Genomic DNA, 23,398 nt, shown 5'->3' with positions numbered 1-23,398 from the left:
GCATGCCCCAGTACCGCTACAAGGCGCTCAATACCCACGGCGAACTGTTCGATGGCCAGATGGAGGCAGCCAGCGAAGCGGAGGTCGCCGCGCGGCTGCAGGACCAGGGCCACATGCCGATGGAGGCACGTCTGGCCAGCGAGGGTGCCGCTGGGGCGTCGTCGTGGCTGGCGTTGCTGCGCCGCAAGCCGTTCGATGGCGGCGCGCTGGTGCAGTTCACCCAGCAGCTGGCCACGCTGCTCGGTGCCGGCCAGCCGCTGGACCGCGCGCTGAGCATCCTGCTGGAGCTGCCCGAAGACGAGCGTACCCGCCGCGTCATCACCGACATCCGCGACATCGTGCGCGGTGGCGCACCACTCTCGATCGCGCTGGAACGCCAGCACGGATTGTTCTCCCGGCTGTACATCAACATGGTGCGCGCCGGTGAGGCCGGCGGCAGCCTGCATGACACCCTGCAGCGACTGTCGGATTACCTCGAGCGCAGCGCCGAGCTGAAAGGGCGCGTGATCAACGCGCTGATCTACCCGGCGATCCTGTTGGCGGTGGTTGGCGGTGCGCTGCTGTTCCTGCTGGGTTACGTCGTGCCGCAGTTCGCGCTGATGTACGAGAGCCTGGATGTCGCGCTGCCCTGGTTCACCCAGTGGGTGCTCACCGCCGGGCTGGTGGTGCGCGAAGGCTGGCTCATCATGATCGTGGTGCCGGCCGTGATCGCGCTGGCGGTGGAACGGCGGCTGCGGCAACCGGCCGCGCGCCTGGCCGTGGATGGCTGGCTGCTGCAGCGCAAATGCATCGGCCCGCTGCTGGGCAAGCTGGAGACCGCACGCCTGGCCCGCACGCTGGGCACGCTGCTGCGCAACGGTGTGCCGCTGCTGTCCGGCCTGGGCATCGCGCGCAATGTGTTGAGCAACCGCGCGCTGGCTGCCGACGTGGATGCCGCCAGCGACGAGGTCAAGAATGGCAACGGGCTGTCGGCCTCGCTGTCGCGGGGCAAGCGGTTTCCGCGGCTGGCACTGCAGATGATCCAGGTCGGCGAGGAATCCGGTGCGCTGGATACGATGCTGCTCAAGACCGCCGATACGTTCGAGCAGGAAAGCGCGCGCGCGATCGACCGTCTGCTGTCGGCACTGGTGCCGGTGATCACCCTGGTGCTGGCCTCGGTGGTCGGCCTGGTGATCGTGGCCGTGCTGGTGCCGCTGTACGACCTGACCAATGCCATCGGCTGACCGGCCGCTGGTCAACACCCCTACGATTCGATGCAAGGAGCCTGCCACATGCAACGCCGCCGCCTGACCCGCTTCTCTTCCGCGCGCCACCAGTCCGGCATGAGCCTGCTGGAAATCATCATCGTCATCGTGCTGATCGGCGCGGTGCTGACCCTGGTCGGCAGCCGAGTGCTCGGCGGCGCCGACCGTGGCAAGGCCAACATCGCCAAGGCGCAGGTGCAGACCATGGCCGGCAAGATCGACAACTACCAGCTGGACACCGGCAAGCTGCCGGCCAAGCTGGAGGATCTGGTCACCCAGCCCAGCGGCAGTGCCGGCTGGCTCGGTCCGTACGCCAAGCCGGCCGATCTCAACGACCCGTGGGGCCACGCGCTGGAGTACCGCGTCCCGGGCGAAGGCCAGCCGTACGACCTGATCAGCCTGGGCAAGGATGGCAAGGTGGGCGGCAGCAGTTACGACGCGGACATCCGGTACGAGTAATCGGCATTGGGAGCACTGTGGTCCATGCCGAGCAGACCGCCGCGCCGCGTGCCCACGGGCGTGCATGCGCGTGGCCTGTCGTTGCTGGAGATGCTGCTGGTGGTCGCGCTGATCGCCATCATCGGCGTGGTCACCGCCACCGCGATGAACGGCGGCATCGACGGCATGCGCCTGCGCAATGCCGGCAAGGAAATCGCCACCCAGCTGCGTTACACGCGTACCCAGGCGATCGCTACCGGGCAGACCCAGCGCTTCGTGATCGACCCGCGTGCGCGGACGTGGCAGGCGGCCAACGGCCGCCACGGGCAGATTCCGGCCGCGTTGGATGTACGGTTCCGTGGCGCCGGCCAGCTCGGTGCCGCACCCGGGCAGGGCGCGATCGCCTTCTTCGCCGACGGCGCCGCCAGTGGCGGCACCATCGAAGTGAGCACGCGGGGCGCAGCCTGGGACATCCACGTGGGCTGGATCACCGGCGAAGTGCGTGCCGGCCCGCGCCGGGAGGGCCGATGAGGCGCCAGCGTGGGTATTCGCTGCTGGAGGTGATCATCGCCTTCGCGCTGCTGGCGCTTGCGCTGACCCTGCTGCTGGGCAGCCTGTCCGGCGCGGCGCGCCAGGTCGGGCAGGCCGACGTGCGCAGCCGCGCGACACTGTATGCGCAATCATTGCTGGCCAGCACGGGGGTGGAAAGCCCCTTGCAGGAAGGCAGCACGCAGGGAGAGTGGGAGCAGGGCCGGTACCGCTGGCAACTGCAGGTGGCGCCCTACCAGGAGCCCCGCAGCGCTACCGGTCCGGTCACGGTGGACGTTGGCGGCCCGACCCTGGCACAGATCACCCTGCAGGTACGCTGGGGCGAGGGCAATGGCGAGCAGCTGCAATGGCGCAGCCTGCGCCTGTTGCCGCCGGTGCCGGGCGCACCACGATGACAGCACGCGCACGCCGGGCCGCCGGCTTCACCCTGATCGAAATCCTGCTGGCGACCGCCTTGCTCGTCGGCGGCCTGGCGTTGGCCTTCGCCACGGTGCGCTCGGCCATGGCCATCAGCCAACGCGGCGAGCGCATGGCCGCGCAGAACGAGCGCATGCGCGCGGTGGAAGGTTTCCTGCGGCGGCGCCTGTCCACCGCACTGGTGATCGCGACCACCCCGCCGGACCCGACCCGCGATCCGGTGTATTTCATGGGCGAGCCGCAGCGCATGCTGTTCGTCTCGGATCTGCCGGGCTATCTGGGTCGCGGCGGGCCGTATGCACACGAGCTGCAGGTCCGCCACGCCGCGGGCGCCGAGCAGCTGGAGGTCGCGCTGACCCTGCTGCAGAACGGCGAGGCGATCGAGGAAGATCCGCCACGCCCGCCGGAAATGCTGGCCGATCAGCTGCGCGAGGTGCGCTTCCGTTATCGCGGCACCGACCCGCGCACCGGTCAGTTGACGCCGTGGCTGGACCGCTGGGATGACACCCGCCGCCTGCCGTTGCTGGTCTCGATCGAGATCGTGCCGCTGCAGGGGCCGGCCTGGCCGCCGATGATCGCCGCACTGCCACCGTCACGTGGGGATCGCCGATGAGGCCGGTACGTGGCGCCGCGCTCGTCCTGGTGTTGTGGCTGATCGCCCTGCTGACCGCGGTGGTCGGCGCGTTCGCCCTGACCGCGCGCGTGGAGCACATGCAGCAGCGCGTGATCGGTGACGATGCCATCGGGCAGGAGTATGCGCGCGCAGGGCTGGAGTACGCGCTGCACCGCCTGCAGCCGCGCGCCGCCCAGCCGGCCTGGGTTGCCGATGGCCGCCGCTACCGGTGGACGTTCGATACGCGCCGGATCGATCTGACGATCCTCGATGAGAACGGCAAGATCAATCTGAACCTGGCCGACGTGAGCCTGCTCAACGCGTTCCTGCGTGCGATGGGGGAGGAGCCCGGGCGCGCCCAGCAGCTGGCCGGCGCCATCGTCGACTGGCGTGACGCGGACAGCCTCAAACAGCCCGGTGGCGGCGCGGAGACGCCCGATTACCTTGCCGCCGGGCTGCCCTACGGCGCACGCAACGCGCGCTATGAGACGGTCGGCGAGCTGCAGCGCGTGCTCGGCATGGAGGCGGACCTGTATGCGCGGATGGAGCCGATGCTGACCCTGTACAGCCGCCAGGCACGGCCTGACCCGCGCGTTGCCGCAGGCCCGGTGCTGACCGCACTGGGGCTGGATGCAGAGCGCCTGCTGGCCGAACGCGAACGCGCAGCGGCCGCTGATGAAGCTGGATTGCCGGTCGCGCCGCTTGCAGGTGGCAGTGGCACCTATAGTATCGAGAGTCGCGCCACGGACGAACGCGGCCGGGTATCGGTACTGCGCGCCGTGGTGAGGATGGGGTCGGCAGGCACGCCGGGAACGGCATACACAGTACTTCGCTGGGAACAGGGAATGGCAGCAAGATGACGGCATGGCGTGACAGTCTGGTGCGGGCCCGCGGGCGCGTGTCGCCCGGCGTGGGCAGCAGCCTGCGCTGGTGGCGGCAGTCGTTGCTGGCCTGGCTGCCGGTGCGGTGGCAATGGGCGATGGGCTGGTCGCGTTCGCGCCTGCTGCTGCTGCGCGAGGGCGAGTTACTGCGCCTGCAGCGACAGACCGGCGAGCAGATCGAGGCCATCGTGGAGCTGCCGTGGCCGGTCCCGCCCGCCGCGCTCGATGGCGTGCTCGATGCGCGCCTGCGCAGCCTGCCCCGGCACTGGTTGCTGCCGGTCGGGAGCGTGCTGCGCCGTCCGCTGCGCTTGCCGGCGGCCGCCGCCGAGCGGCTGCGCGATGTGGTCGGATTCGAAATCGATCGGCAGACCCCGTTCGATGCCAGCCAGGTGAGCTATGACGTGCGCGAGCTCGGGGCCTTGCCGGATGGCCAGCTGCAGGTCGAGCTGGTGGTGATCCCGCGCGCGCAGCTGGACCAGTGGGCGCAGCAGGCCGGGCCATGGGCACAGGCGGTGGCCGGCGTCGATGCAGTGGATGCCGCTGGCCGGCCGCTCGACGTCAACCTGCTGCCGCTGGCGCAGCGGCAGCCCTATCGCGACCCGATGGCACGCTGGAACTGGCTCCTGGCCGCGAGCACGATCGTGCTGCTCGCGTTGGCCGGCCACCAGCTGCTGGACAACCGCCAGGCCGCAGCGGACCAGCTGCGCGCGCAGGTGGATGACGCCGCGCGTGATGCGCGCCGGGTCGCGGCCGAGCGCCAGCAGTTGCAGAGCCTGGTCGAAGGCGCCGCGTTCCTGGAAGGCCGGCGCGGCGAGCATGCCAGTACCGTGGAACTGTGGAACGAGCTGACCCGCCTGCTGCCCGATGGCACCTATCTGGAAAAACTCTCGATCGAAGGCAACACACTGCAGTTGATCGGGCTCAGCCGCGAAGCCTCGCAGCTGGTGCCGCTGCTGCAGGACTCGCCGCTGTGGCGCAAGGTCAACCTGACCGGCGTGCTGCAGGCCGATGGGGCAACCAGCGGCCGCGACCGTTTCACGCTGACGGCCGAGCTGCAGCCGCTGCCCGGTGCGGCCCCGCCCGCGAAGGAGGTTGCCGATGGCAGCACAACCGACGCGCCGTGATCGCTGGCTCGCGCTGGGCCTGCTGCTGGCGGTGATCGCCGTGGCGTACCTGGTGCTCGTGCACCCGTGGTTGACCCGCCCCCTGCTGGCGATCAATGCCGACATCGCCGCCGTGCAGGAGCGCCAACAGCGCGTGGATGCGCAGCTGGCGCAGCGCGGGCAGATCGCCACCCAACTGCGCGAGGTGCAGGCCGCCCTGGAGGGCCGCCCTGGCTTCCTGCGCGAGGCCACTGCCGAATCGGCCGCCGCGGCGCTCTCCAGCCGCCTGCAGGATGCGGTGGCGTCGGCCAGCCCGGGCAACCGCAGCTGCACGATCAGCAATCGCACCCCGCTGCCCGATGCCAACCGCGAGGCTGCTTTCCCGCGTGTGGCCCTGCAGGTGCGCCTGCGCTGCGGCGTGCCGGAAATGGCGGCCGTGCTGCACACGCTGGAGACCGGCAGCCCGCGCCTGTTCGTGGAGAACCTCAACCTGCTCGCCCAGCGCTTCCAGCAGTCGCCCAGCGAAACCGGCACCGGCCTGGATGTGTCCTTCGAACTGGTCGGTCATCTGCGCCCGGGCGCAGCGCTGGAACCTGACGCGCCCGCGCCGGCCCCACTGCCACCGCCGTCCGGGCAGGATGCCGGGCAGGACGGCGGCCCGGATGCGGCCCCGCCCAGCGATGCAGCCGAGCCCGCGCCCGCACCGGACGCTGCCGGGGAGGCCCAGCATGAAGCTTGAAGCAGCTGGCCTGCGGACCTGGTGGCTGGGCGGCATCGCCCTGTGGGCGCTGGCGATCTGGATCGCCACGCTGTTCGGCCTGGGCCAGCGCATCGCGCCGGCCACCGACGGCGATATGGGTCCTGCGCCGCTGCCCCACCTGGCTCCCGCCGCGCCCGAGCGCATGAGCTCGGCCAGCACCTATGCCCAGATCGGCGCCCGCCCGCTGTTCGCCGAAGATCGCCAACCGCGCCCGTACCTGCTCGGTGGCACCGAACAGGGCACCGCCAGCAGCGTCTCACTGACCGGCGTGCTGCTTACACCGGGTTTCGGGATGGCGATCCTGACCACCGACCAGCGCCAGTCGCTGCGACTGCGCCTGAATGGTGAAGCGGTGAACGGCTGGCAGCTGCTCGCGCTGGAACCGCGCCGCGCCACCGTCAGTGGCCCCGGTGGCACGCAGGTCCTGGAATTGCCGGTGTTCAATGGGCAGGGCGGTGAACCACCGACGGTGCTGGGCGCTACGCCGCTCACCGCGGTGCCTCCGGCCGGTGCCGGCGCGCGCCCGATCAATGGCGCCGCAGCGATGCCCGCACCGGCGCCGGCCGCATCACCTGCGCCGCAGGCAGCGACGCCATCGAATGCGGGGGCCCCCGCGCAGAACGCGCAGGGTCCCAGCGAAGCCGACATGAAGGCGATCCGCGAGCGCATCCAGGCGCGTCGCCAGCAATTGCAGCAGCAACAGCAACAGCAGTCGCAGCAACCGCCCGCGGGCGGCTCCGGCCACAACCCTTAGAGTGACAGCATGACCCTGCGCCTTTTTCCCGTGTCTTTCCTTGTCGCCCTGCTGGTGGGCTGCACCACCGTGCCCGCGCCGGAGGTACGCCGCGATGCGGTGCTCGACAGCCACCAGGTGGTCGCCGGTGACGGATCCCGTGAAGGCGTCGAGGCCGAGCCGCTGGGCAGCGCCGGCACCCCGCAGGCGGTGATCCGCCGTGGCACCGGCACCATGATCAACCGCAGTGCCGCGGCCGCCCCGCAACCGTCGCTGGGCAATGCCTCCACCGGCAACGCCACCTTCAACTTCGAAGGCGAATCGGTGCACGCGGTGGTCAAGGCGATCCTCGGTGACTTCCTGGGCCAGAACTATGTGATCGCGCCGGGCGTGCAGGGCACCGTGACCCTGGCCACGCCCAAGCCGGTCTCCTCGGCGCAGGCATTGAACCTGCTGGAAATGGTGCTGGGCTGGAACAACGCGCGCATGGTCTACAGCGCCGGCCGTTACAACATCGTGCCCGCCGACCAGGCACTGGCCGGTACGGTCTCGCCGAGCACGGCGTCGCCGGCCAATGCGCGCGGCTTCGAAGTGCGGGTGGTGCCGCTGCAGTACATCTCGGCCACCGAAATGAAGAAGGTGCTGGAGCCGTACGCGCGCCCGAATGCCATCGTCAACGTCGACAACGGCCGCAACGTGATTACCCTCGGCGGCACCCGCAGCGAGCTGGAGAACTACCTGCGCACGGTGGAGATCTTCGACGTGGACTGGCTCTCGGGCATGTCCGTGGGCGTGTTCCCGATCCAGTCCGGCAAGGCCGAACAGGTTGCCGCCGATCTGGAGAAAGTGTTCGGCGAGGAGAGCAAGACGCCCAGCGCCGGCATGTTCCGCTTCCTGCCGCTGGAGAATGCCAATGCGGTGCTGGTGATCACCCCGCAGGCGCGCTACCTGGACCAGATCCAGCAGTGGCTGGACCGCATCGATACCGCCGGCGGCAATGCGCGGCTGTTCTCCTATGAACTGCGCTACGTCAAGGCCAAGGACCTGGCCGAACGCCTGGCCGAAGCCTTCGCCAACGAGAATGGCCGCAGTGGCCGTGGCAGCAGTTCGCTGGCGCCGGGCGCCTCGCCGATGGATATCGGCAGCCGCGATGGCAACAACAACACCAACGGCAATTTTTCCAACACCGGCAGCAGCACGGGGAGCAGCCGCGGCGGGCTGGGCGATGGCACGATGAACCTGCCGCAGCGCCAGTCCGGCAACGCCAGCTTCAGCCTGGAAGTGCAGGGCGATACGGTCGGCGTCTCGGCGGTGGAGGAAACCAATACCCTGCTGGTGCGCTCCACCCCGCAGGCCTGGCGCTCGATCCGCGAAGTGATCGAGAAGCTCGACGTGATGCCGATGCAGGTGCACATCGAAGCGCAGGTCGCAGAGGTCGCGCTGACCGGTGACCTCAGCTACGGCGTGAACTGGTTCTTCGAACAGGCCGTGACCACCGGCAAGACCGAGAGTGGCATCGACCTGCCCAGTGCTCTGGGTCGCTCGATCTGGGGCAGCATCTCCGGCACCGTCGGCGATGGCGGGGTGGGCTGGACCTTCCTCGGCAAGAATGCCGCCGCCGTGGTCAGCGCACTGGACAAGGTCAGCAACCTGCGGCTGCTGCAGACGCCGTCGCTGTTCGTGCGCAACAACGCCGAAGCCACCCTCAACGTCGGCACCCAGATCCCGATCAACTCGGTCTCGGTCAATACCGGCATCGGCGGCGACAACACCTACAGCCAGGTCCAGTACCTGGACACCGGCGTGATCCTCAAGGTGCGCCCGCGCATCACCCGCGATGGCGTGGTGTTTCTGGATATCGTGCAGGAGGTGAGTTCGGCCGGCGCGATCCCGAGCGGGTGCGACCCGACCCGTACCACCTGCAACCCGCCGATCAATACCCGCAAGATCTCCACCGAAGCAGCCGTGCAGAGTGGCGACACCATCATGCTTGCCGGGCTGATCACCAACTCCGACGATGATGGCGCCAATGGTGTGCCTGGCCTGAGCAGGATCCCGGTCATCGGGGCGCTGTTCGGCAGCAAGACGAAGAAGTCCGGGCGTTCCGAAGTGATCGTGCTGCTGACCCCGACCATCGTGCGCAACGCGCAGGAGTCGCGCAACCTGACCGACGAGTACAGCAGCCGCTTCCGCGCGATGGAGCCGTTCCCCGAGCACAAGGGCAAGCGCTGAGTGCTTCCCGGCCCCGGCTGTCACCGCAGGGGCCGATCTTGCTACGCTGGCCCCGCCCAGGGGAGCCCGCGATGACACAGCGACACGGCGAAGACGGCAGTACGCAGAGGTCCGCATGAGCACGGTCGTCCTGCTGCCGATCGGGGTCGACGATGCCGCGCTGGACCGTTGCCTGGCTGCCCTGGACGCCGGTACCGCGCCGGGGACCGCCATCTGGCTGGCCGATGATGGCCAGGCCGGGCCGCGGGCCCAGGCCGTGATCGAGCACTGGCTCACGCACACCCCGCTGCAGGCCGAGTACACCCGCCGTGCCCGCGCCATCGGCGAAGTGGCCCATCTGGATGAAATGCTGGCTGCCTGCGCCGGGGCCGATGTGGTGGTGCTGGCGCCGGACGCGATTCCGGCACCGGGCTGGCTGCAGCAGCTGCAGGCCTGCCTGGCCCGCGATGCCTCGATCGGCTCGGCCACGCCGTGGTGCAACGCCGGCGAGACGGCGGCCTGGCCGCGCCTGGGGGAAATCAACCCATTACCGGATGACCTGGATCTGGCCCCGTTGGCGCAGGCCTGCGCGGCGATGCCGCCGCTGCATCCGGAGTTGCCGTGTGCCGTGACCCATGCAGTGCTGTTGCGCGGCAATGCGCGGCGCAGGGCCGGCGGGCTGGACATGCACAGCTATGCCTCGTGGAATGCCGCGCTGATCGACCTGAGCCTGCGCATGGCCGGGCTCGGCTGGCGCAACGCGCTGTGCGAGACCGCCTTCGTCGCCCGCGTGGCCGAAGGCGTGACCGGCGGGGGCGACATGGACGCGCTCGCCACGCGCTGGCCCGGTTGGCCGCCGCGGTTGGCGGGCTTCCTGATGGCCGACCCACTGCAGCAGGCACGCCACGATCTGCAGCAGCATCACCGGCAGGCGATAATGCCCAAGGCGCAGGGCGATCTGTTCGCGCCGCCTGTCACTGCCGCCCCGGAGCCGCCCGTTTGAGTCCTGCCATCGCCGCCATCATCGTCAGCTACCAGAGCGCCAGCACGCTGGATGCCTGCCTGCTGCGCCTGCGCGAGGCGCGCGACATCGCCGAGATCCGCGTGGTCGACAACGATTCCACCGATGGCACCCTGGAGATCGTGCAGCGCCACGCCAGCGCCGATCCGCGGGTGCGCTTCATCGCCAACCCGGACAACCCCGGATTCGCCGCCGCCAACAACCAGGGCGTGGCCGACAGCCAGGCACCGTGGCTGGCCTTCATCAATCCGGACCTGATGGTCGGTCCCGATACCCTGGCCCTGTTGCGCGAACGCGCGCTGCCGCTGGGCGACTGCCTGCTGGGCGTGGAACAGGTCGACGAAGATGGCCGCCCCGACGATGCGGTGCGCCGCCGTGACCCGGATTTCGCCGCGATGCTGCGCCGCCCGGGGCAGGGCGGCAAGCTGGCGATCCCGGTCGATCGCCGCCAGCCGCTGCAGGTCGTGCCGGCCCTGTCCGGCGCGCTGCTGCTGATGCCGCGTGCGCTGTTCGACCGGATCGGCGGCTGGGATGCCGGCTATCGCCTGCACGCCGAGGACCTGGACCTGTGCCGCCGCGCGCGTGAGGCCGGCGCGGTGATCGCGATCGCCAACGACCTGCAGGTCACCCATGTCCGCGGCGTCTCCAGCCGCGCGCGGCCATTCTTCGTGGAGTGGCACAAGCATCGCGGGTTGTGGCGGTACTTCCAGAAATTCGAGGCGCCACGGCGTGCCTGGCCGGTGCGTTGCGCGGTGTGGGGCGCGATCTGGGCGCACGCGCTGGTGCAGGTCCCGCGCCTGCTGCGGCGCCGGTAGCGCCCGCGCATCGCATGCGCCCAGGCGCGATGCGTGCCGGGAACGCATTCCACCCGGAGGGGCCGGGCGTTGGTCGGACCCCCTGGCAGGCGCATAATCCCCTGCATGATCATCCAGTCCCTGCTCGACACCGACCTGTACAAATTCACCATGATGCAGGCGGTGCTGCATCAGTACCCCGGCGCGCAGGTGCAATACCGGTTCAAGTGCCGGACCCCGGGCATCGACCTGGCGCAGTTCATCGACCAGATCAACGCCGAGATCGACCACCTGTGCAGCCTGCGCTTCAGCCCCGAAGAGCTGGACTACGTGCGCGGCCTGCGTTTCGTCAAACCGGACTTCGCCGATTTCCTCGGCCTGTTCCACCTGGACCGCAAGTACATCGCGCTGCGCCCCTCGGCCACCGTCCCGGGTGAGATCGAGCTGGACATCACCGGCCCCTGGCTGCACACCATCCTGTTCGAGGTGCCGCTGCTGGCGATCATCAACGAGGTCTGGTTCCGCAATACCACCGATTCGGACTTCAGCGAGGGCGAGCGCCGCCTGCAGGCCAAGACCGCGCTGCTGCGCGATACGCCCGGTTTCGAGCTGTGCCGTATCGCCGATTACGGCAGCCGCCGGCGCTACTCGCGCGAGTGGCACGGGCGCATGCTGCCGATGCTGCGCGATGCGCTGGGCGCGCAGTTCGTGGGCACCAGCAACGTGCACTTCGCCCGCCTGTACGGCATGACCCCGCACGGCACCATGGCCCACGAGTACCTGCAGGCCTTCCAGGCGCTCGGCCCGCGGCTGCGCGATTCGCAGGTGGCGGCGCTGGAATCGTGGGCACGCGAGTACCGCGGCGACCTGGGCATCGCGCTGTCCGATGTGGTCGGCCTGGAGGCCTTCCTGCGCGACTTCGACATGTATTTCTGCAAGCTGTTCGATGGCGTCCGGCATGATTCCGGCGACCCCTTCACCTGGGGCGACCGCATGCTGGCGCACTTCCACAGCCGCCGCGTGGACCCGCGCAGCAAGGTGCTGGTCTTCAGCGACGGGCTGAACATCGAAAAGGTCATGCAGCTGTTCGATTACTTCCGCGGCCGCTGCCAGGTGGCCTTCGGGGTGGGCACCCACCTGACCAACGACCTGGGCCCGACCCCGCTCAACATCGTGATCAAGATGGTCCGCTGCAACGGCCAGCCGGTCGCCAAGCTGAGCGATTCGCCGGGCAAGAGCATGTGCGATGACCCGGGGTACCTGGCCTACCTGCGGCAGGTGTTCGAGCTGCCGGCCGAGGCCTGACCCCGGCACCGGGTGGCACCCTTGGCCGCCGTCCGGCTCCGGCGCCGGGGCGGCCCGGTACGCACATCCGTTCAGCGAAGCGGTGGCGGGTGACGCGGCGGGTCAGGAAGCGACGCAGGGCGCTCGCTATGCAGGAAAGCCAGATGTGCCACAATATTGTGAGGCGTAGTTCACACTTTTGACCGACATCGATGCCGGTAATTGCCCGTATACCGCCTCTGCATCGTGGTTCGTCTAGGCTTTCCACATGAAGTCATCAGCATTGCTCGATTACTACCGGACCCACGCGTGCTCACGCCAGTGGCGCGGCTTCCTGCTGGCGCTCTGCGAAGAGTTCGACAGTGCGTTGCCCGATGCCGAACTGTCGCGGTTGATGGCGCGTATCGGTGAGCGCTTCGGCCGTGACCATGCGCTGCCGGCGGTCGCCACACTGGATGAACTGCAGCAGGCGGCCAATGCGGTGTGGTCCTCGACGGAATGGGGGCAGGTCGTGTTCGAGGAAGCCCCCGAACAGGTCCGCATCCACCACGCCGCCTCGCCGCTGTCAGCCGTCCTCGGCGCCCGGGCCGGGTGGGACACTGGGTTTCTGGAAGGTGTGTACCGCCAGTGGTTCCGGGCCGCCGGGATGATGTCGGTGCTGGATGTGCGCTATCTGCAGAGTGATCATCCCGATGTAGCTACCTACACGCTGTCGCGTGTGTTCTGACCCTCTCCCCCTTTCGATGGTGCCATGAGCAAGTTTCAGCAACCTGCCGATGCCGAGAGCCACGACGACGTGGCTGGTCTCTTCAACCGCCTGGGGGATCGCGATGACACGCGCGCTTACCGGGATTTCTCCCACAGCCAGTCCCGCGTGAGCACGGTGGCCAAGCCGCGCGATGAGGTGCCGCCGCCGATTCCGGCCGCGACGAACCTGCCGCCCGCGGTCACTCTCGCGCCGGTGACCACGCCGGTGACCACGCCGGCCCAGGCGACCACCGTGGAGACGCCGGCCACGGCCGCACCGGGGCGCAAGACACCGCTGGAGCAGTTGTTCCAGCGCCTGGCGGAGGCACGTAGCGCCACGCCGGGGCACAGCCCGCTGAGCCGGCTGCGCCAGGGTTGAAACGTAGTCGGTGATCGTCCGTCGCGCCCAGCCGGGTGCGGCAACGGGACCGGCTGATGCAAGGGGATGCCGCGATCTGCGGCCGTGTTGGGGGAACATCATGAGCAAGTCATCCACCCCGAGAGGGGATGCCATTCTGGCCCGCCTGGCGCTGCTCGCGCTGGCGGTCGGCGGCGCCGTGCTGCTGGCCTTTGTGGTTACCGTCCCGATGGAGATCGGCCAGCAGTTCCTGTTCTCGGCCGTGGTGTTCCTGATCGCCCTGTGCCTGCGCAACCGCGAGAACCGGTTGATCCCGCTGGTGCTGATGGGGCTGTCGCTGGTGATGTCCACGCGCTACATGTACTGGCGCCTGACCGACACCATGGGCATGAGCAGCTTCGTCGACCTCACCCTGGGCCTGGGCCTGGTGGCCGCCGAGGTGTACTCCTTCGTCGTGCTGGTGCTGGGCTACTTCCAGGTGGCATGGCCACTACACCGCAAGCCGATGCCGCTGCCCGAAGACCAGTCGCTGTGGCCGAGCGTGGACGTGTTGATCCCCACCTACAACGAGCCGCTTTCGGTGGTGCGTACCACCGTGCTCGCCGCGACCGTGCTGGACTGGCCGGCCGACAAGCTCAACATCTACCTGCTCGATGACGGCCGCCGCGACGAGTTCCGCGCGTTCTGCGAAGAAGTCGGGGTGCAGTACATCACCCGTACCAACAACAACCACGCCAAGGCCGGCAACATCAATGCGGCGTTGAAGAAGACCAGTGGCGAGTACGTGGCGATCTTCGACTGCGACCACATGCCGACCCGCTCGTTCCTGCAGATGTCGATGGGCTGGTTCCTGCACGACGAGAAGATGGCGGTGGTGCAGACCCCGCACTACTTCTTCTCGGCCGATCCGTTCGAACGCAACCTGGGCAACTTCGGCCGCGTGCCCAACGAGGGCGAGCTGTTCTACGGCCTGCTGCAGGACGGCAACGACCAGTGGAATGCGACCTTCTTCTGCGGTTCCTGCGCCGTGATCAAGCGTGCTCCGCTGGAGGAAGTGGGCGGTGTGGCGATCGAGACGGTGACCGAGGATGCGCATACCGCCATCCGCCTGCACCGTGCCGGCTACCGCAGCGCCTACATCCCGGTGCCGCAGGCGGCCGGCCTGGCCACCGAAAGCCTGTCGGCGCACGTCGGCCAGCGCATCCGCTGGGCACGCGGCATGGCGCAGATCCTGCGGGTGGACAACCCGATGTTCGGCAAGGGCCTGAGCTTCGTGCAGCGGCTCTGCTACACCAACGCGATGCTGCACTTCTTCTACGGCCTGCCGCGGATCATCTTCCTGACCGCGCCACTGGCCTTCCTGTTCTTCGGTGCGCACGTCATCCACGCCTCGGCGCTGATGATCCTCGCCTACGCGCTGCCGCACATCGTGATGGCCAACCTGACCAACCTGCGCGTGCAGGGCAAGCACCGCCATCTGCTGTGGAACGAGGTATACGAGACCACGCTGGCCTGGTACATCCTGCGCCCCACCCTGATGGCCGTGATCAACCCAAAGTTGGGCAAGTTCAACGTCACCGCCAAGGGCGGCCTGGTGCAGCGCAGCTACTTCGATGCGCAGATCGCCCGCCCGTACCTGTTGCTGCTGCTGTTGAACCTGGCCGGCGTGATCGCCGGCATCGTGCGGATGGTGATGGCCCAGACCAGTGGCGAGGTCAATACGATCTGGTTGAACCTGGGGTGGACCGTCTACAACATGATCATGCTCGGGGCGGTGATCGCCACCTCCAGCGAGCAGCGCCAGATCCGCCGCGCGCACCGGGTGCCGCTCAACATGCGCGCCGTGCTGCACCTGCCTGATGGCCAGGCGCTGCCGTGCCGCACGCTGAACTTCTCCACCGGTGGCATGGCGATCCGCCTGGACCAGGCACAGCCGGTGCAGCCGGGCACGCGCGTGGAGGTCGAGCTGGCTCATCGCCAGCGCAGCCAGCGGCTGCCGGCCGAAGTGCGGCATGACCGCGACGACCAGGGCATCAGCATCCAGTTCGGTGAGCTGAGCCTGGAGCAGGAGCGCTGGCTGGTCACGTCCACCTTCGCCCGTGCCGACATCTGGGTGAAGCTGTGGGGCCGCCACGACCGCGACACCTTCCTGCGTTCCACCACTGACGTCCTCAAGGCCAGCATGCGCGGCTTCCACCGCCTGGGCCAGTTCGTTTTCGCGGGCGGCCGCAAGGATGCCCCCACGCCGCCGCGCACCGGAGATTCCGCATGACCCGTCGTCACCGTTCCCTGTTCCGCCCGGTGCGCCTGCCGCGCCCGTCCGCCGCAGCGGTGGCGTTTACCCTGACCCTGCTGTGCGGGGCGGTCTATGCGCAGAGCCCGCCCGTGCCCGCGACAGCGCCCGCTGCCGTGCCAGCGACCACCCCGGCAGACGCCGCGCCGGCGGCGATGATGCCCGCCACGCCGGCTGCAGGGACCCGGCAGAGCCGCTCCACGCTCAAGCAGCTCGGCATCGACTATGAGATCACCCTGCGCGGCATCCAGGGCACGGCCGGCGTGCCGTTCTCGATCCGCAACGACCAGGTGGTGGACCGCGCATCGCTGCATCTGAAATACAGCTATTCGCCAGCGCTGCTGCCAGACCTGTCGCACCTGAAGGTGACCGTCAATGACGTCACCGTGGCGACCCTGCCGACGCCGGTGGACCAGGCCGGCCGGATGATCGAGCGCGATATCGATATCGACCCGCGCATGATCATCGACTACAACCGCATCAATCTTCAGTTGATCGGCCACTACACACGCGAGTGCGAAGATCCCGATCACACCAGCCTGTGGGCCAACATCGACAGCGCCAGCTACCTGGAGCTGGGCTGGGCGCCGCTGCAGCTGACCAATGATCTGTCGCTGCTGCCGGTGCCGTTCTTCGACGCACGCGACACCAACCGGCTGGAACTTCCGTTCGTGTTCACCGGCCAGCCGGGGCAGGGCCTGCTGCAGTCGGCCGGCATCGTGTCGTCGTGGTTCGGCGCACTGGCCGGTTACCGTGGCGCGCTGTTCCCGGCCTCGATCGATACGGTGCCCATGGAAGGCAATGCGGTGGTCGTGGCCACCCCGCGCAATCCGCCGGCCGGCCTGGTGCTGCCCGACATCAGCGGGCCGACCCTGGCCGTGATCGCCAACCCCAACGATGCCAACGGCAAGCTGCTGCTGGTGCTGGGTCGCGATGATGCCGAACTGCGCATCGCCGCCACCGCGTTGACCTTGGGCGCGCCGCTGTCCGGCCCGACCGCAAGCATCGGGGACTTCAAGGAGATCGCGCCGCGCAAGCCGTACGACGCGCCGAACTGGATTCCCAGCGACCGACCCGTGCGCGTGTCCGAACTGGTGCGGCAGACCAGCGAGTTGAACGTCGTCGGCTACCACCCGGACCTGATCCGCATCGGCCTGCAGCTGCCGCCGGATCTGTTCGTGTGGCGCCGCGACGGCATTCCACTGGACCTGCGTTACCGCTATACACTGCCCGAAGGGGCGGACAAGTCGGCGCTGAACATCAGCATCAACGACGCCTTCGTTACCACCCTTCCGTTGAACGGTCGGCCGGCACCGCGCTCGGTCTCGGACATGGTGTGGAACAAGCTCAAGGCACCCGGCGCGATGCCGATCCAGCAGAAGGTGATGCTGCCGACCGGACCGTTCTCGTCCAACAGCCAGCTGCGCTTCCACTTCTTCTTCGACCGCCCCCAGGCAGCCGAGTGCAAGAACACCTTCCCGGATGTCTCCGCGGCGATCGATGGCGACACCAGCATCGACCTGAGCGGTTTCGACCATTACATGGCGATGCCCAACCTGGCCGCCTTCGGCAACGCCGGTTACCCGTTCACGCGCCTGGCCGATCTGTCCGAGACCGTGCTGGTACTGCCGGACAACCCCAACGCCGATGACGTCGGCAACGTGCTGACCCTGCTCGGCCGCATGGGTGCCTCGACCGGGTACCCGGCGCTGCGCAACCGCATCATCGCCGCGCGCCAGGTCGGCGAGCACGCCGACCAGGACCTGGTGGTGCTGGGCTCGCGCCGCAGCCAGCCGCTGTTCGGCGAATGGGCGGCGCACCTGCCGATCGGCGAGGCGGGGCAGTCGCGCCGCGTGCAGCTCTCGGACTGGGTGTTCGAACGCATGCCCTCGTTCCTGTCGCCGGATGCGCGCCGCACCGATCTGCCCACCACGGCCGAAGTCTCCGTGCGTCCGGATGCCGGCGACGTCGTGTTGATGGGCTTCGAGTCGCCCCTGCGCAAGGGCCGCAGTGTGATCGCGGTGATGGCCGACGACCCGGCCCAGGTCAACCGCCTGTTCGAAGCATGGTTTGATCCGGACCGCCTGCGCGATTTCCAGGGTAGCGTGGTGCTGCTGCAGAAGGACAAGGTGCGCAGCCTGGCCGGCAACCAGAGTTACTACGTCGGCCACCTGCCGCCGCTGACCTGGCTGCGCTGGTACTTCTCGCAGAGCCCGCTGCTGCTCGGCGCCCTCGTCGGCCTGGCCTGCCTGTTGTTGGCGCTGATCGCGCGCTGGCTGCTCAGGCGCAACGCCAGGGCACGCATCGGGATGTCCGGCTGAGCATGCGCGACCCGTCCGTCCCCGCGCCGGCGCCTGCGCGCCGTCGCTTCCTGCAGGCGATGGCGGCCGCTGGTGCTGCCGCCGTGCTGCCGCTCGACGTTCTGGCACAGGCCTGCGGCACGCCGTGGCGTGAGTGGCGTGCGTTTGTCGATCGGCATATCGAGCCGGATGGCCGCGTAGTCGATCATCTCAACACCGACCTGCGCAGCACCTCCGAATCGCAGTCCTACGGATTGTTCTTCGCACTGGTGGACAACGATCCAGTGCTGTTCGACCGTATCCTGGCCTGGACCCGCCGCCACCTGTGCCGCGGCCGTGCCGACCTCAATCTGCCTGCGTGGTTGTGGGGGCGTGCCGCCGATGGCCAGTTCCGCGTGCTCGACCCCAACACCGCCGCTGATGGCGAGCTGTGGATCGCCTACGCGCTGCTTGAAGCGGGCCGCCTGTGGAAACGGCCGGGGCTGGTCGAAGCCGGCCGGCAGACGCTGGCGCTGATGCGCACGGCTGAATTCGTCGAGCTGCCCGGCTTCGGCCCGATGCTGCTGCCCGGCAACCGCGGGTTCGTGCAGGCCGACCGCTGGACGCTCAACCCGAGTTACCTGCCGTTGTTCGTGCTGCGTCGTTTTGCCGCCGTCGATGCACGTGGCCCGTGGACGCGGCTGGCCGAACGCAGCGTGGCGATGACGCGTGCCAGTGCGCCGGTCGGGTTCGCGCCGGACTGGATCGCCTGGAACGGCAAGGCCTTCGTAGCCGACCCGGGCAAGGGCGCGATCGGCAGCTACGACGCGATCCGCTGCTATCTGTGGGCAGGCATGACCGATCCGGCCGATCCGTTGCGGCGCACCTTGCTTGATGGCCTGTCTGGGCCGGCATCGATGTTGCGCGCGCAGAGCGGCTTTGCCGAAAAGATCGACACACGGCTTGGCGTGGGCACCGGTACGCCGTCACCGGGCTTTGCCGCCGCCCTGCTGCCGTATCTCAGTGCACTTGGCCAGCCCGCATTGGCCAAGGCGCAGCTGGCGCGGATTCCCGCCGCCGGTACCCTCAACTATTACGATCGTGCCCTGGTGCTGTTCGGCAAGGGCTGGATGGATCGCCGCTACCGTTTTTCTGCCGATGGGCGACTGCTGCCCGCGTGGAGTTCGCCATGTTCCGCAAGACCCTGACACCTCTTTGCCTGGTTGGCCTGTGCGTGCTGACCGTGCCGGCCTTCGCGCAGAACGCGTCGTCGACGCAGCAGCTGGTCAGCCAAGGCAACTACTGGCAGGACCAGGGCCGCGAGGATCTGGCCGCCGATGCCTGGCGCAAGCTGCTGGCCACCGACCCCAACCAGGCCGATGCACTGCTCGGCCTGGGCCTGATCGACCTCAACCAGGGCCGCCGTGCCGAGGCGCAGAAGCGGCTGCAGCAGCTGCAGGCGCGTCATCCGTCCTCGGCGCAGACCACGCGCCTGCGCATGGCGCTCGGCGGTGGCGGTGGCGGGAACCAGCTGCAGACCGCGCGTCGCGCGGCGGCGGCCGGTCGCTATGTCGAAGCGGTACGTGCCTATGACGAGGCCTTCGGCGCAGGCGGTCCGCCCAATGATCTGGCGCTGGAGTACTACCAGGTGCTGGCCGGTACGCCGGAAGGCTGGACGCGCGCGCGCGATGGCCTGCGCCGCATCGCCACCGGCAACAACAACCCGGCCAAGTTGGCGCTGGCCCAGGTGCTGACCTACCGCGAGCCCACCCGCCGCGAGGGCATCGCCCAGCTGCGTACGCTCAGCCAGGCCACCGATACCGCCGGCCCCGCGCGTGCGGCCTGGCGCCAGGCGCTGCTGTGGCTCAACGCCACCACCGCCGATGCACCGCTGTACCAGGCCTTCCTGGACGTGGTGCCGAATGATCGCGAGGTGGCGGCCAAGCAGGCGCAGCTGCGTGAACAGGCCATCGCCAGCCGCCCGGTGCCGCAGGACCCGAACCAGCGGCTGCTGGGCGAGGGCTTCCGTGCCCTGGACAGCAACAACCTGGCCCAGGCCGAAGCCCGTTTCGCCCAGGTGCTGCGCGCGCGTCCGCGCGATGCCGAGGCACTCGGTGGCCTGGGCTCTGTGCGTCTGCGCCAGGAGCGCTTCGGCGAAGCCAATGAACTGCTGCGCCCGGCGGCTGCGATCAACGGCAAATGGCGCAGCGCGGCCGATGCCGCGCGGTACTGGCTGACCCTGCAGGAGGTGCGTCGCCAGCCCAGCGGCGATGCCATCGCCCGGGTGCAGCAGGTCATTGCGCTGCAGCCGAAGGAGCCTGCGGGTTACGTCGCGCTGGCCGACCTGCAGAGCGGGAGCGATCCGGCCGCGGCCGAACGCAGCTACCGCAAGGCACTGGAACTGGATGCCGGCAATGCCGGTGCGCTGCAGGGCCTGGTCGGCCTGCTTGGTCGTCTTGGCCGCGCCGATGAAGCGGCCGCCCTGTTCGACCGGCTGACCCCGGCCCAGCAGGAAAGTGCCGGCGGCCAGTCGGTGCTGCGTGCCAACCTGGCACGTGCCCGCGCGCAGCAGGCGCTGGCCGAGGGCAGCATCGAGATGGCGCAGATCGAGCTGGAAGATGCATTGCTGGTGCAGCCGCGTGACCCATGGCTGCGGTTGGAACTGGCGCGCCTGTACGCGCGCGCGGGTCGTCCGGACCAGGCCAACGGTGTCATCGAAGGGTTGCGCGCGCTGGACGACAGCTCGGCGACCTCGCTGTATGCGCAGGCCCTGTTCGCTCAGGAGAACAGCGACTGGCCGCGCGCGTATGCGTTGCTGGAACGCATTCCCACCGCGTCGCGTGATTCGGAAATGACCGCGTTGCACGACACCGCGTGGGTGCAGGTGCAGGCCGCCCAGGCGCGCTCGCTCATGCAGCGCCAGCGCAGCGGCGAAGCGCAGCTGTTGCTGGCCCGCGCCGAAGCCGCACTCGGTGACCGGGTCAAGAACCCGGCCATCGTGGCCGCGTTGGCCGGTGCCTACGCCGACATCGGCAGCCAGCAGCGCGCCCTCGTGCTCGCGCAGCGCCTGATCGAAGGCGGTTCGCCCAGCGTCGACAACCGCCTGGAATATGCCTCGGTGCTGCTGCGCGCCGGTCGCGATGGCGAGGTCGCCGCGATCCTGCGCCAGCTCGCCGACGTGCCGCTCTCGGCCAGCCAGCAGACCCGCTTGAACGATCTGCGCAGCGGTTACGTGCTGCGCCAGGTCGATGCCCTGCGGGAGCTTGGAAATCTTGAAGGCGCATACGCGGTGTTGGCCCCGGCATTGGCCGAGCGCCCGCAGGACCCGCGCAATATCGCCGCGCTGGCACGGCTGTATGCCGCCGCGGGCGACAACGGCCAGGCCCTGGCGCTGTATCAGCAGCAGCTGCAGTTGGCACCGGGCGATCTGGATGCGATGGTTGCCGCCGCGGGCAGTGCCGCGGCGATGCGTGACATGGATCTGGCCGAACAGTATCTGGAGCGCGCGCTGAAGCAGGCCCCGGAATCGCCGGATGTGTTGGCGGCGGCAGGGCGCGTGTATCGCGCGGCCGGCAAGAACCGCCGCGCCGAAAGCTACTTCCGCGCGTCGCTGGCCGCCGCCGCGAAGGGCAGCGGCCAACTCGACAATGGCTACCCGCAGGCCAGCACCGCGATGCTGGCCAGCGGTGGCAGCTTCAATCCGTTCGCCGGTCTCAACCGTGGCGGTGGCACCCGTACCGCAGCGCTGCGCGATGGTGGTCTGCCACTGCCGGCCGCGACTGCCCGCCTGGCGGCCGAACCCCTGCCGATGGACGCCGGCCCGGCGATGGGCATGAGCCTGGGCCCGGCAAGCGTCACCCCGGTAATCGATGCCGATGGCCTGCCGGAACCGGTCATGGCCACGGCTGCGGCCAGCGGCGGTGTCGCCCTGCCGTTGCCGGTGCCCGGCTCGCGCCAGGTGCCCAGCCAGGCGAGTGCGACGCGCGCCTCGCGCAATACCGCGCTTGGTCCGCTGCCGCCAGCCACCACCGGCAACGGTGTGCTCGATGAACTGCGCGCGCTCAAGGCCGAGAACAGCAGCAGCCTGGCGGTCGGCGCGGCGTATCGCACCCGCGCTGGCGAAGCCGGCATGGGCCAGCTCGATGACCTGCAGGTGCCGCTGGAAGGGCAGTTCGCGGTAGGCGACGGCAAGCTCAAGGTGGCAATCACCCCGACCGTGCTCGATGCCGGGCGCCCCGATCCGGAATACACCAGTGCCAGCCGCTTCGGGGGTGGCCCGCAGGCCGCTTTGGCCGGTGCACTGGCCGCTGACCGCACACCGGTCGATGACCTGGTCGGCTCGTCGCTGTACCAGACGCTGCTGACCCGTGGCGAGAGCAACGCGACCCGCAACCTGATCTACGACCGCGCGCTGGACAACGGTCGTTACCAGGAACTGTTCAACCAGACCGACGGTTCGCTCACCCAGGCCGAACGGGCCGCTGCCGCACGTGCGCTGCTGTTCGCCGATCCGCTGCCGAGTTACATCCTCAGCCGTGATCTGGCCAATACCCCGATCAGCGACATCGCCACCCAGGTGCTGGGCAATGCCGGCCTGGTGCGCGGGCTGAGCGCGGCCGAGCAGGCCCAGCTCAAGACGCTGGCCCAGGGCGGCGGTGGCTCACAGACACCGCAGGCGTTCCAGGACACTCTGTACGCGATGGTGGCCAATGCCGCCGGCGCGCGCCGCATGAGCTCCCAGGATGCCAGCGGCGCCGGTGTCTCGGTGGGCTATGAGCGGGGTGGCTTCCGCGCCGATGTCGGCAGCACGCCGCTCGGCTTTGATGACACGCAGATCGTCGGCGGCATCGGCTACCGCGGTCAGATCGGCGATGCGCTGACCTGGTCCGGCGAAGCCTCGCGCCGCGCGGTGACCGACAGCCTGCTGTCCTTCGCCGGCGTGGAAGACGGGCGCAACGGGCTGCGCTGGGGCGGGGTGACCGCCAGCGGCGCCAAGCTCGCCGCGACCGTCGACAACGGTCAGTTGGGCGGCTACGCCAGCGCGTCCTGGCATCGCCTGGAAGGCGAGAACGTGGCCGACAACGATCGCCAGGAAGTCGGCGTGGGCGTCTACGTGCACGCCCTGGAGACCGACAACCAGTCGCTGACCGCCGGCCTCAACCTGACCGCGATGCAGTACGACCGCAACCTCAGCGGCTTCACCTACGGACATGGCGGTTACTTCAGTCCGCAGCGCTATCTGGATGTCGGCTTCCCGGTGCACTGGAACGGGCGTACTTCCAGCGGCCGCGTGGCGTGGCAGCTGGATACCAGCGTCGGCGTACAGCACTTCAAGGAAGACGCCGCGCCGTACTTCCCGACCGATCCGGCGATGCAGCAGGCTGCCTACGAGGCCGCCTCGATGGCCGCGTTGCTGGGACTGACCACCGAGTACGTGGACCCGGTCTATACCGGCCAGACCAAGACCGGCGTGTCCTACAACCTCAGCGCCGCGGCTGAATGGCAGCTGTCTTCGCAGCTGTTCCTGGGCGGGCGCATGGAGTTCAACAACGCGCGTGACTACCGGCAGTTCGGCACCAGCCTGTACCTGCGCTTCCTGCTCGACCGCCTCGGCGCCGGGCTGGGCAAGCAGCCGCAGCCGCTGCGCTCGCCGTACGCGTCGGGTGAATGATT

At 69.1% G+C, this 23,398-nt stretch carries 19 protein-coding genes; all 19 read left to right on the top strand.

Annotation, left to right across the window (positions count from 1 at the left end):
- Nucleotides 1-2 precede the first annotated feature (2 nt).
- Nucleotides 3-1,223 carry a type II secretion system protein XpsF gene (gene xpsF, locus ORK51_RS04095; protein WP_266084185.1) on the top strand — a complete coding sequence of 407 codons (1,221 nt, stop codon included), beginning with the start codon at nucleotides 3-5 and terminating at the stop codon, nucleotides 1,221-1,223.
- Between the two features lie 48 nt (nucleotides 1,224-1,271).
- Entirely contained in the window at nucleotides 1,272-1,703 is a 432-nt protein-coding gene (gene gspG / locus ORK51_RS04090) for a type II secretion system major pseudopilin GspG (protein WP_019182542.1), read from the top strand.
- 24 nt (nucleotides 1,704-1,727) lie between these two features.
- Nucleotides 1,728-2,213 (top strand): type II secretion system protein XpsH, encoded by a 486-nt coding sequence (xpsH, locus tag ORK51_RS04085; RefSeq protein ID WP_266084184.1) that lies wholly within the window; start codon nucleotides 1,728-1,730, stop codon nucleotides 2,211-2,213.
- Nucleotides 2,210-2,626, top strand: coding sequence for a type II secretion system protein XpsI (xpsI, locus tag ORK51_RS04080; RefSeq protein ID WP_070426591.1), 417 nt, complete (start codon nucleotides 2,210-2,212; stop codon nucleotides 2,624-2,626). The genes xpsH and xpsI overlap by 4 nt, the downstream gene beginning before the upstream one ends.
- Nucleotides 2,623-3,261: a type II secretion system protein J gene (locus tag ORK51_RS04075; protein WP_070427527.1), complete on the top strand. Its 639-nt coding sequence runs from the start codon at nucleotides 2,623-2,625 to the stop codon at nucleotides 3,259-3,261. Before xpsI ends, ORK51_RS04075 begins: the two co-directional genes overlap by 4 nt.
- On the top strand, nucleotides 3,258-4,121 hold the full coding sequence (locus ORK51_RS04070) for a type II secretion system minor pseudopilin (protein WP_266084183.1): 864 nt from the start codon (nucleotides 3,258-3,260) through the stop codon (nucleotides 4,119-4,121). The genes ORK51_RS04075 and ORK51_RS04070 overlap by 4 nt, the downstream gene beginning before the upstream one ends.
- Nucleotides 4,118-5,266, top strand: a complete 1,149-nt coding sequence (locus ORK51_RS04065) for a PilN domain-containing protein (protein WP_266084182.1) — start codon at nucleotides 4,118-4,120, stop codon at nucleotides 5,264-5,266. The genes ORK51_RS04070 and ORK51_RS04065 overlap by 4 nt, the downstream gene beginning before the upstream one ends.
- Complete coding sequence (gene gspM, locus ORK51_RS04060) at nucleotides 5,241-5,984, top strand: type II secretion system protein GspM (protein ID WP_266084181.1); 744 nt, start codon at nucleotides 5,241-5,243, stop codon at nucleotides 5,982-5,984. The genes ORK51_RS04065 and gspM overlap by 26 nt, the downstream gene beginning before the upstream one ends.
- Entirely contained in the window at nucleotides 5,974-6,759 is a 786-nt protein-coding gene (locus tag ORK51_RS04055; protein ID WP_266084180.1) for a type II secretion system protein, XpsN-like, read from the top strand. The genes gspM and ORK51_RS04055 overlap by 11 nt, the downstream gene beginning before the upstream one ends.
- 9 nt (nucleotides 6,760-6,768) lie before the next feature.
- The gene (gspD, locus tag ORK51_RS04050) at nucleotides 6,769-8,970 is read left to right on the top strand and encodes a type II secretion system secretin GspD (RefSeq protein WP_070471697.1); all 2,202 of its coding nucleotides are present in this window, start codon (nucleotides 6,769-6,771) and stop codon (nucleotides 8,968-8,970) included.
- 115 nt (nucleotides 8,971-9,085) lie between these two features.
- Nucleotides 9,086-9,952: a glycosyltransferase family 2 protein gene (locus ORK51_RS04045; protein WP_266084179.1), complete on the top strand. Its 867-nt coding sequence runs from the start codon at nucleotides 9,086-9,088 to the stop codon at nucleotides 9,950-9,952.
- Nucleotides 9,949-10,785 (top strand): glycosyltransferase family 2 protein, encoded by an 837-nt coding sequence (locus tag ORK51_RS04040; RefSeq protein ID WP_266084178.1) that lies wholly within the window; start codon nucleotides 9,949-9,951, stop codon nucleotides 10,783-10,785. The genes ORK51_RS04045 and ORK51_RS04040 overlap by 4 nt, the downstream gene beginning before the upstream one ends.
- 105 nt (nucleotides 10,786-10,890) lie before the next feature.
- Nucleotides 10,891-12,069 (top strand): nicotinate phosphoribosyltransferase, encoded by a 1,179-nt coding sequence (gene pncB, locus ORK51_RS04035; protein ID WP_019182531.1) that lies wholly within the window; start codon nucleotides 10,891-10,893, stop codon nucleotides 12,067-12,069.
- Nucleotides 12,070-12,316: 247 nt separating this feature from the next.
- Nucleotides 12,317-12,775 (top strand): cellulose biosynthesis protein BcsD, encoded by a 459-nt coding sequence (gene bcsD / locus ORK51_RS04030; RefSeq protein WP_026069674.1) that lies wholly within the window; start codon nucleotides 12,317-12,319, stop codon nucleotides 12,773-12,775.
- Nucleotides 12,776-12,799: 24 nt separating this feature from the next.
- Nucleotides 12,800-13,174: a hypothetical protein gene (locus ORK51_RS04025; RefSeq protein ID WP_266084177.1), complete on the top strand. Its 375-nt coding sequence runs from the start codon at nucleotides 12,800-12,802 to the stop codon at nucleotides 13,172-13,174.
- A 100-nt stretch (nucleotides 13,175-13,274) separates the two neighbouring features.
- On the top strand, nucleotides 13,275-15,425 hold the full coding sequence (gene bcsA / locus ORK51_RS04020; RefSeq protein ID WP_070426600.1) for a UDP-forming cellulose synthase catalytic subunit: 2,151 nt from the start codon (nucleotides 13,275-13,277) through the stop codon (nucleotides 15,423-15,425).
- A complete protein-coding gene (gene bcsB, locus ORK51_RS04015) occupies nucleotides 15,422-17,767 on the top strand; it encodes a cellulose biosynthesis cyclic di-GMP-binding regulatory protein BcsB (RefSeq protein ID WP_172838049.1) in 2,346 nt (781 codons plus the stop codon). Before bcsA ends, bcsB begins: the two co-directional genes overlap by 4 nt.
- Before the next feature lie 2 nt (nucleotides 17,768-17,769).
- On the top strand, nucleotides 17,770-18,933 hold the full coding sequence (bcsZ, locus tag ORK51_RS04010; protein ID WP_266084176.1) for a cellulose synthase complex periplasmic endoglucanase BcsZ: 1,164 nt from the start codon (nucleotides 17,770-17,772) through the stop codon (nucleotides 18,931-18,933).
- Complete coding sequence (locus ORK51_RS04005; RefSeq protein WP_266084175.1) at nucleotides 18,915-23,396, top strand: cellulose biosynthesis protein BcsC; 4,482 nt, start codon at nucleotides 18,915-18,917, stop codon at nucleotides 23,394-23,396. The genes bcsZ and ORK51_RS04005 overlap by 19 nt, the downstream gene beginning before the upstream one ends.
- The last annotated feature ends 2 nt before the right edge of the window (nucleotides 23,397-23,398 follow it).

Source organism: Stenotrophomonas sp. RIT-551 (genome assembly GCF_026241915.1).
GTDB lineage: Bacteria > Pseudomonadota > Gammaproteobacteria > Xanthomonadales > Xanthomonadaceae > Stenotrophomonas > Stenotrophomonas bentonitica_A.
This window is presented reverse-complemented; position numbering and strand designations above follow the sequence as displayed.

Bases quoted from the DNA above. Each gene is read 5' to 3' on its own strand.
- xpsF (WP_266084185.1), top strand. From the start codon at position 3: ATGCCCCAGTACCGCTACAAGGCGCTCAATACCCACGGCGAACTGTTC.
- gspG (WP_019182542.1), top strand. From the start codon at position 1,272: ATGCAACGCCGCCGCCTGACCCGCTTCTCTTCCGCGCGCCACCAGTCC.
- xpsH (WP_266084184.1), top strand. From the start codon at position 1,728: ATGCCGAGCAGACCGCCGCGCCGCGTGCCCACGGGCGTGCATGCGCGT.
- xpsI (WP_070426591.1), top strand. From the start codon at position 2,210: ATGAGGCGCCAGCGTGGGTATTCGCTGCTGGAGGTGATCATCGCCTTC.
- ORK51_RS04075 (WP_070427527.1), top strand. From the start codon at position 2,623: ATGACAGCACGCGCACGCCGGGCCGCCGGCTTCACCCTGATCGAAATC.
- ORK51_RS04070 (WP_266084183.1), top strand. From the start codon at position 3,258: ATGAGGCCGGTACGTGGCGCCGCGCTCGTCCTGGTGTTGTGGCTGATC.
- ORK51_RS04065 (WP_266084182.1), top strand. From the start codon at position 4,118: ATGACGGCATGGCGTGACAGTCTGGTGCGGGCCCGCGGGCGCGTGTCG.
- gspM (WP_266084181.1), top strand. From the start codon at position 5,241: ATGGCAGCACAACCGACGCGCCGTGATCGCTGGCTCGCGCTGGGCCTG.
- ORK51_RS04055 (WP_266084180.1), top strand. From the start codon at position 5,974: ATGAAGCTTGAAGCAGCTGGCCTGCGGACCTGGTGGCTGGGCGGCATC.
- gspD (WP_070471697.1), top strand. From the start codon at position 6,769: ATGACCCTGCGCCTTTTTCCCGTGTCTTTCCTTGTCGCCCTGCTGGTG.
- ORK51_RS04045 (WP_266084179.1), top strand. From the start codon at position 9,086: ATGAGCACGGTCGTCCTGCTGCCGATCGGGGTCGACGATGCCGCGCTG.
- pncB (WP_019182531.1), top strand. From the start codon at position 10,891: ATGATCATCCAGTCCCTGCTCGACACCGACCTGTACAAATTCACCATG.
- bcsD (WP_026069674.1), top strand. From the start codon at position 12,317: ATGAAGTCATCAGCATTGCTCGATTACTACCGGACCCACGCGTGCTCA.
- ORK51_RS04025 (WP_266084177.1), top strand. From the start codon at position 12,800: ATGAGCAAGTTTCAGCAACCTGCCGATGCCGAGAGCCACGACGACGTG.
- bcsA (WP_070426600.1), top strand. From the start codon at position 13,275: ATGAGCAAGTCATCCACCCCGAGAGGGGATGCCATTCTGGCCCGCCTG.
- bcsB (WP_172838049.1), top strand. From the start codon at position 15,422: ATGACCCGTCGTCACCGTTCCCTGTTCCGCCCGGTGCGCCTGCCGCGC.
- bcsZ (WP_266084176.1), top strand. From the start codon at position 17,770: ATGCGCGACCCGTCCGTCCCCGCGCCGGCGCCTGCGCGCCGTCGCTTC.
- ORK51_RS04005 (WP_266084175.1), top strand. From the start codon at position 18,915: ATGTTCCGCAAGACCCTGACACCTCTTTGCCTGGTTGGCCTGTGCGTG.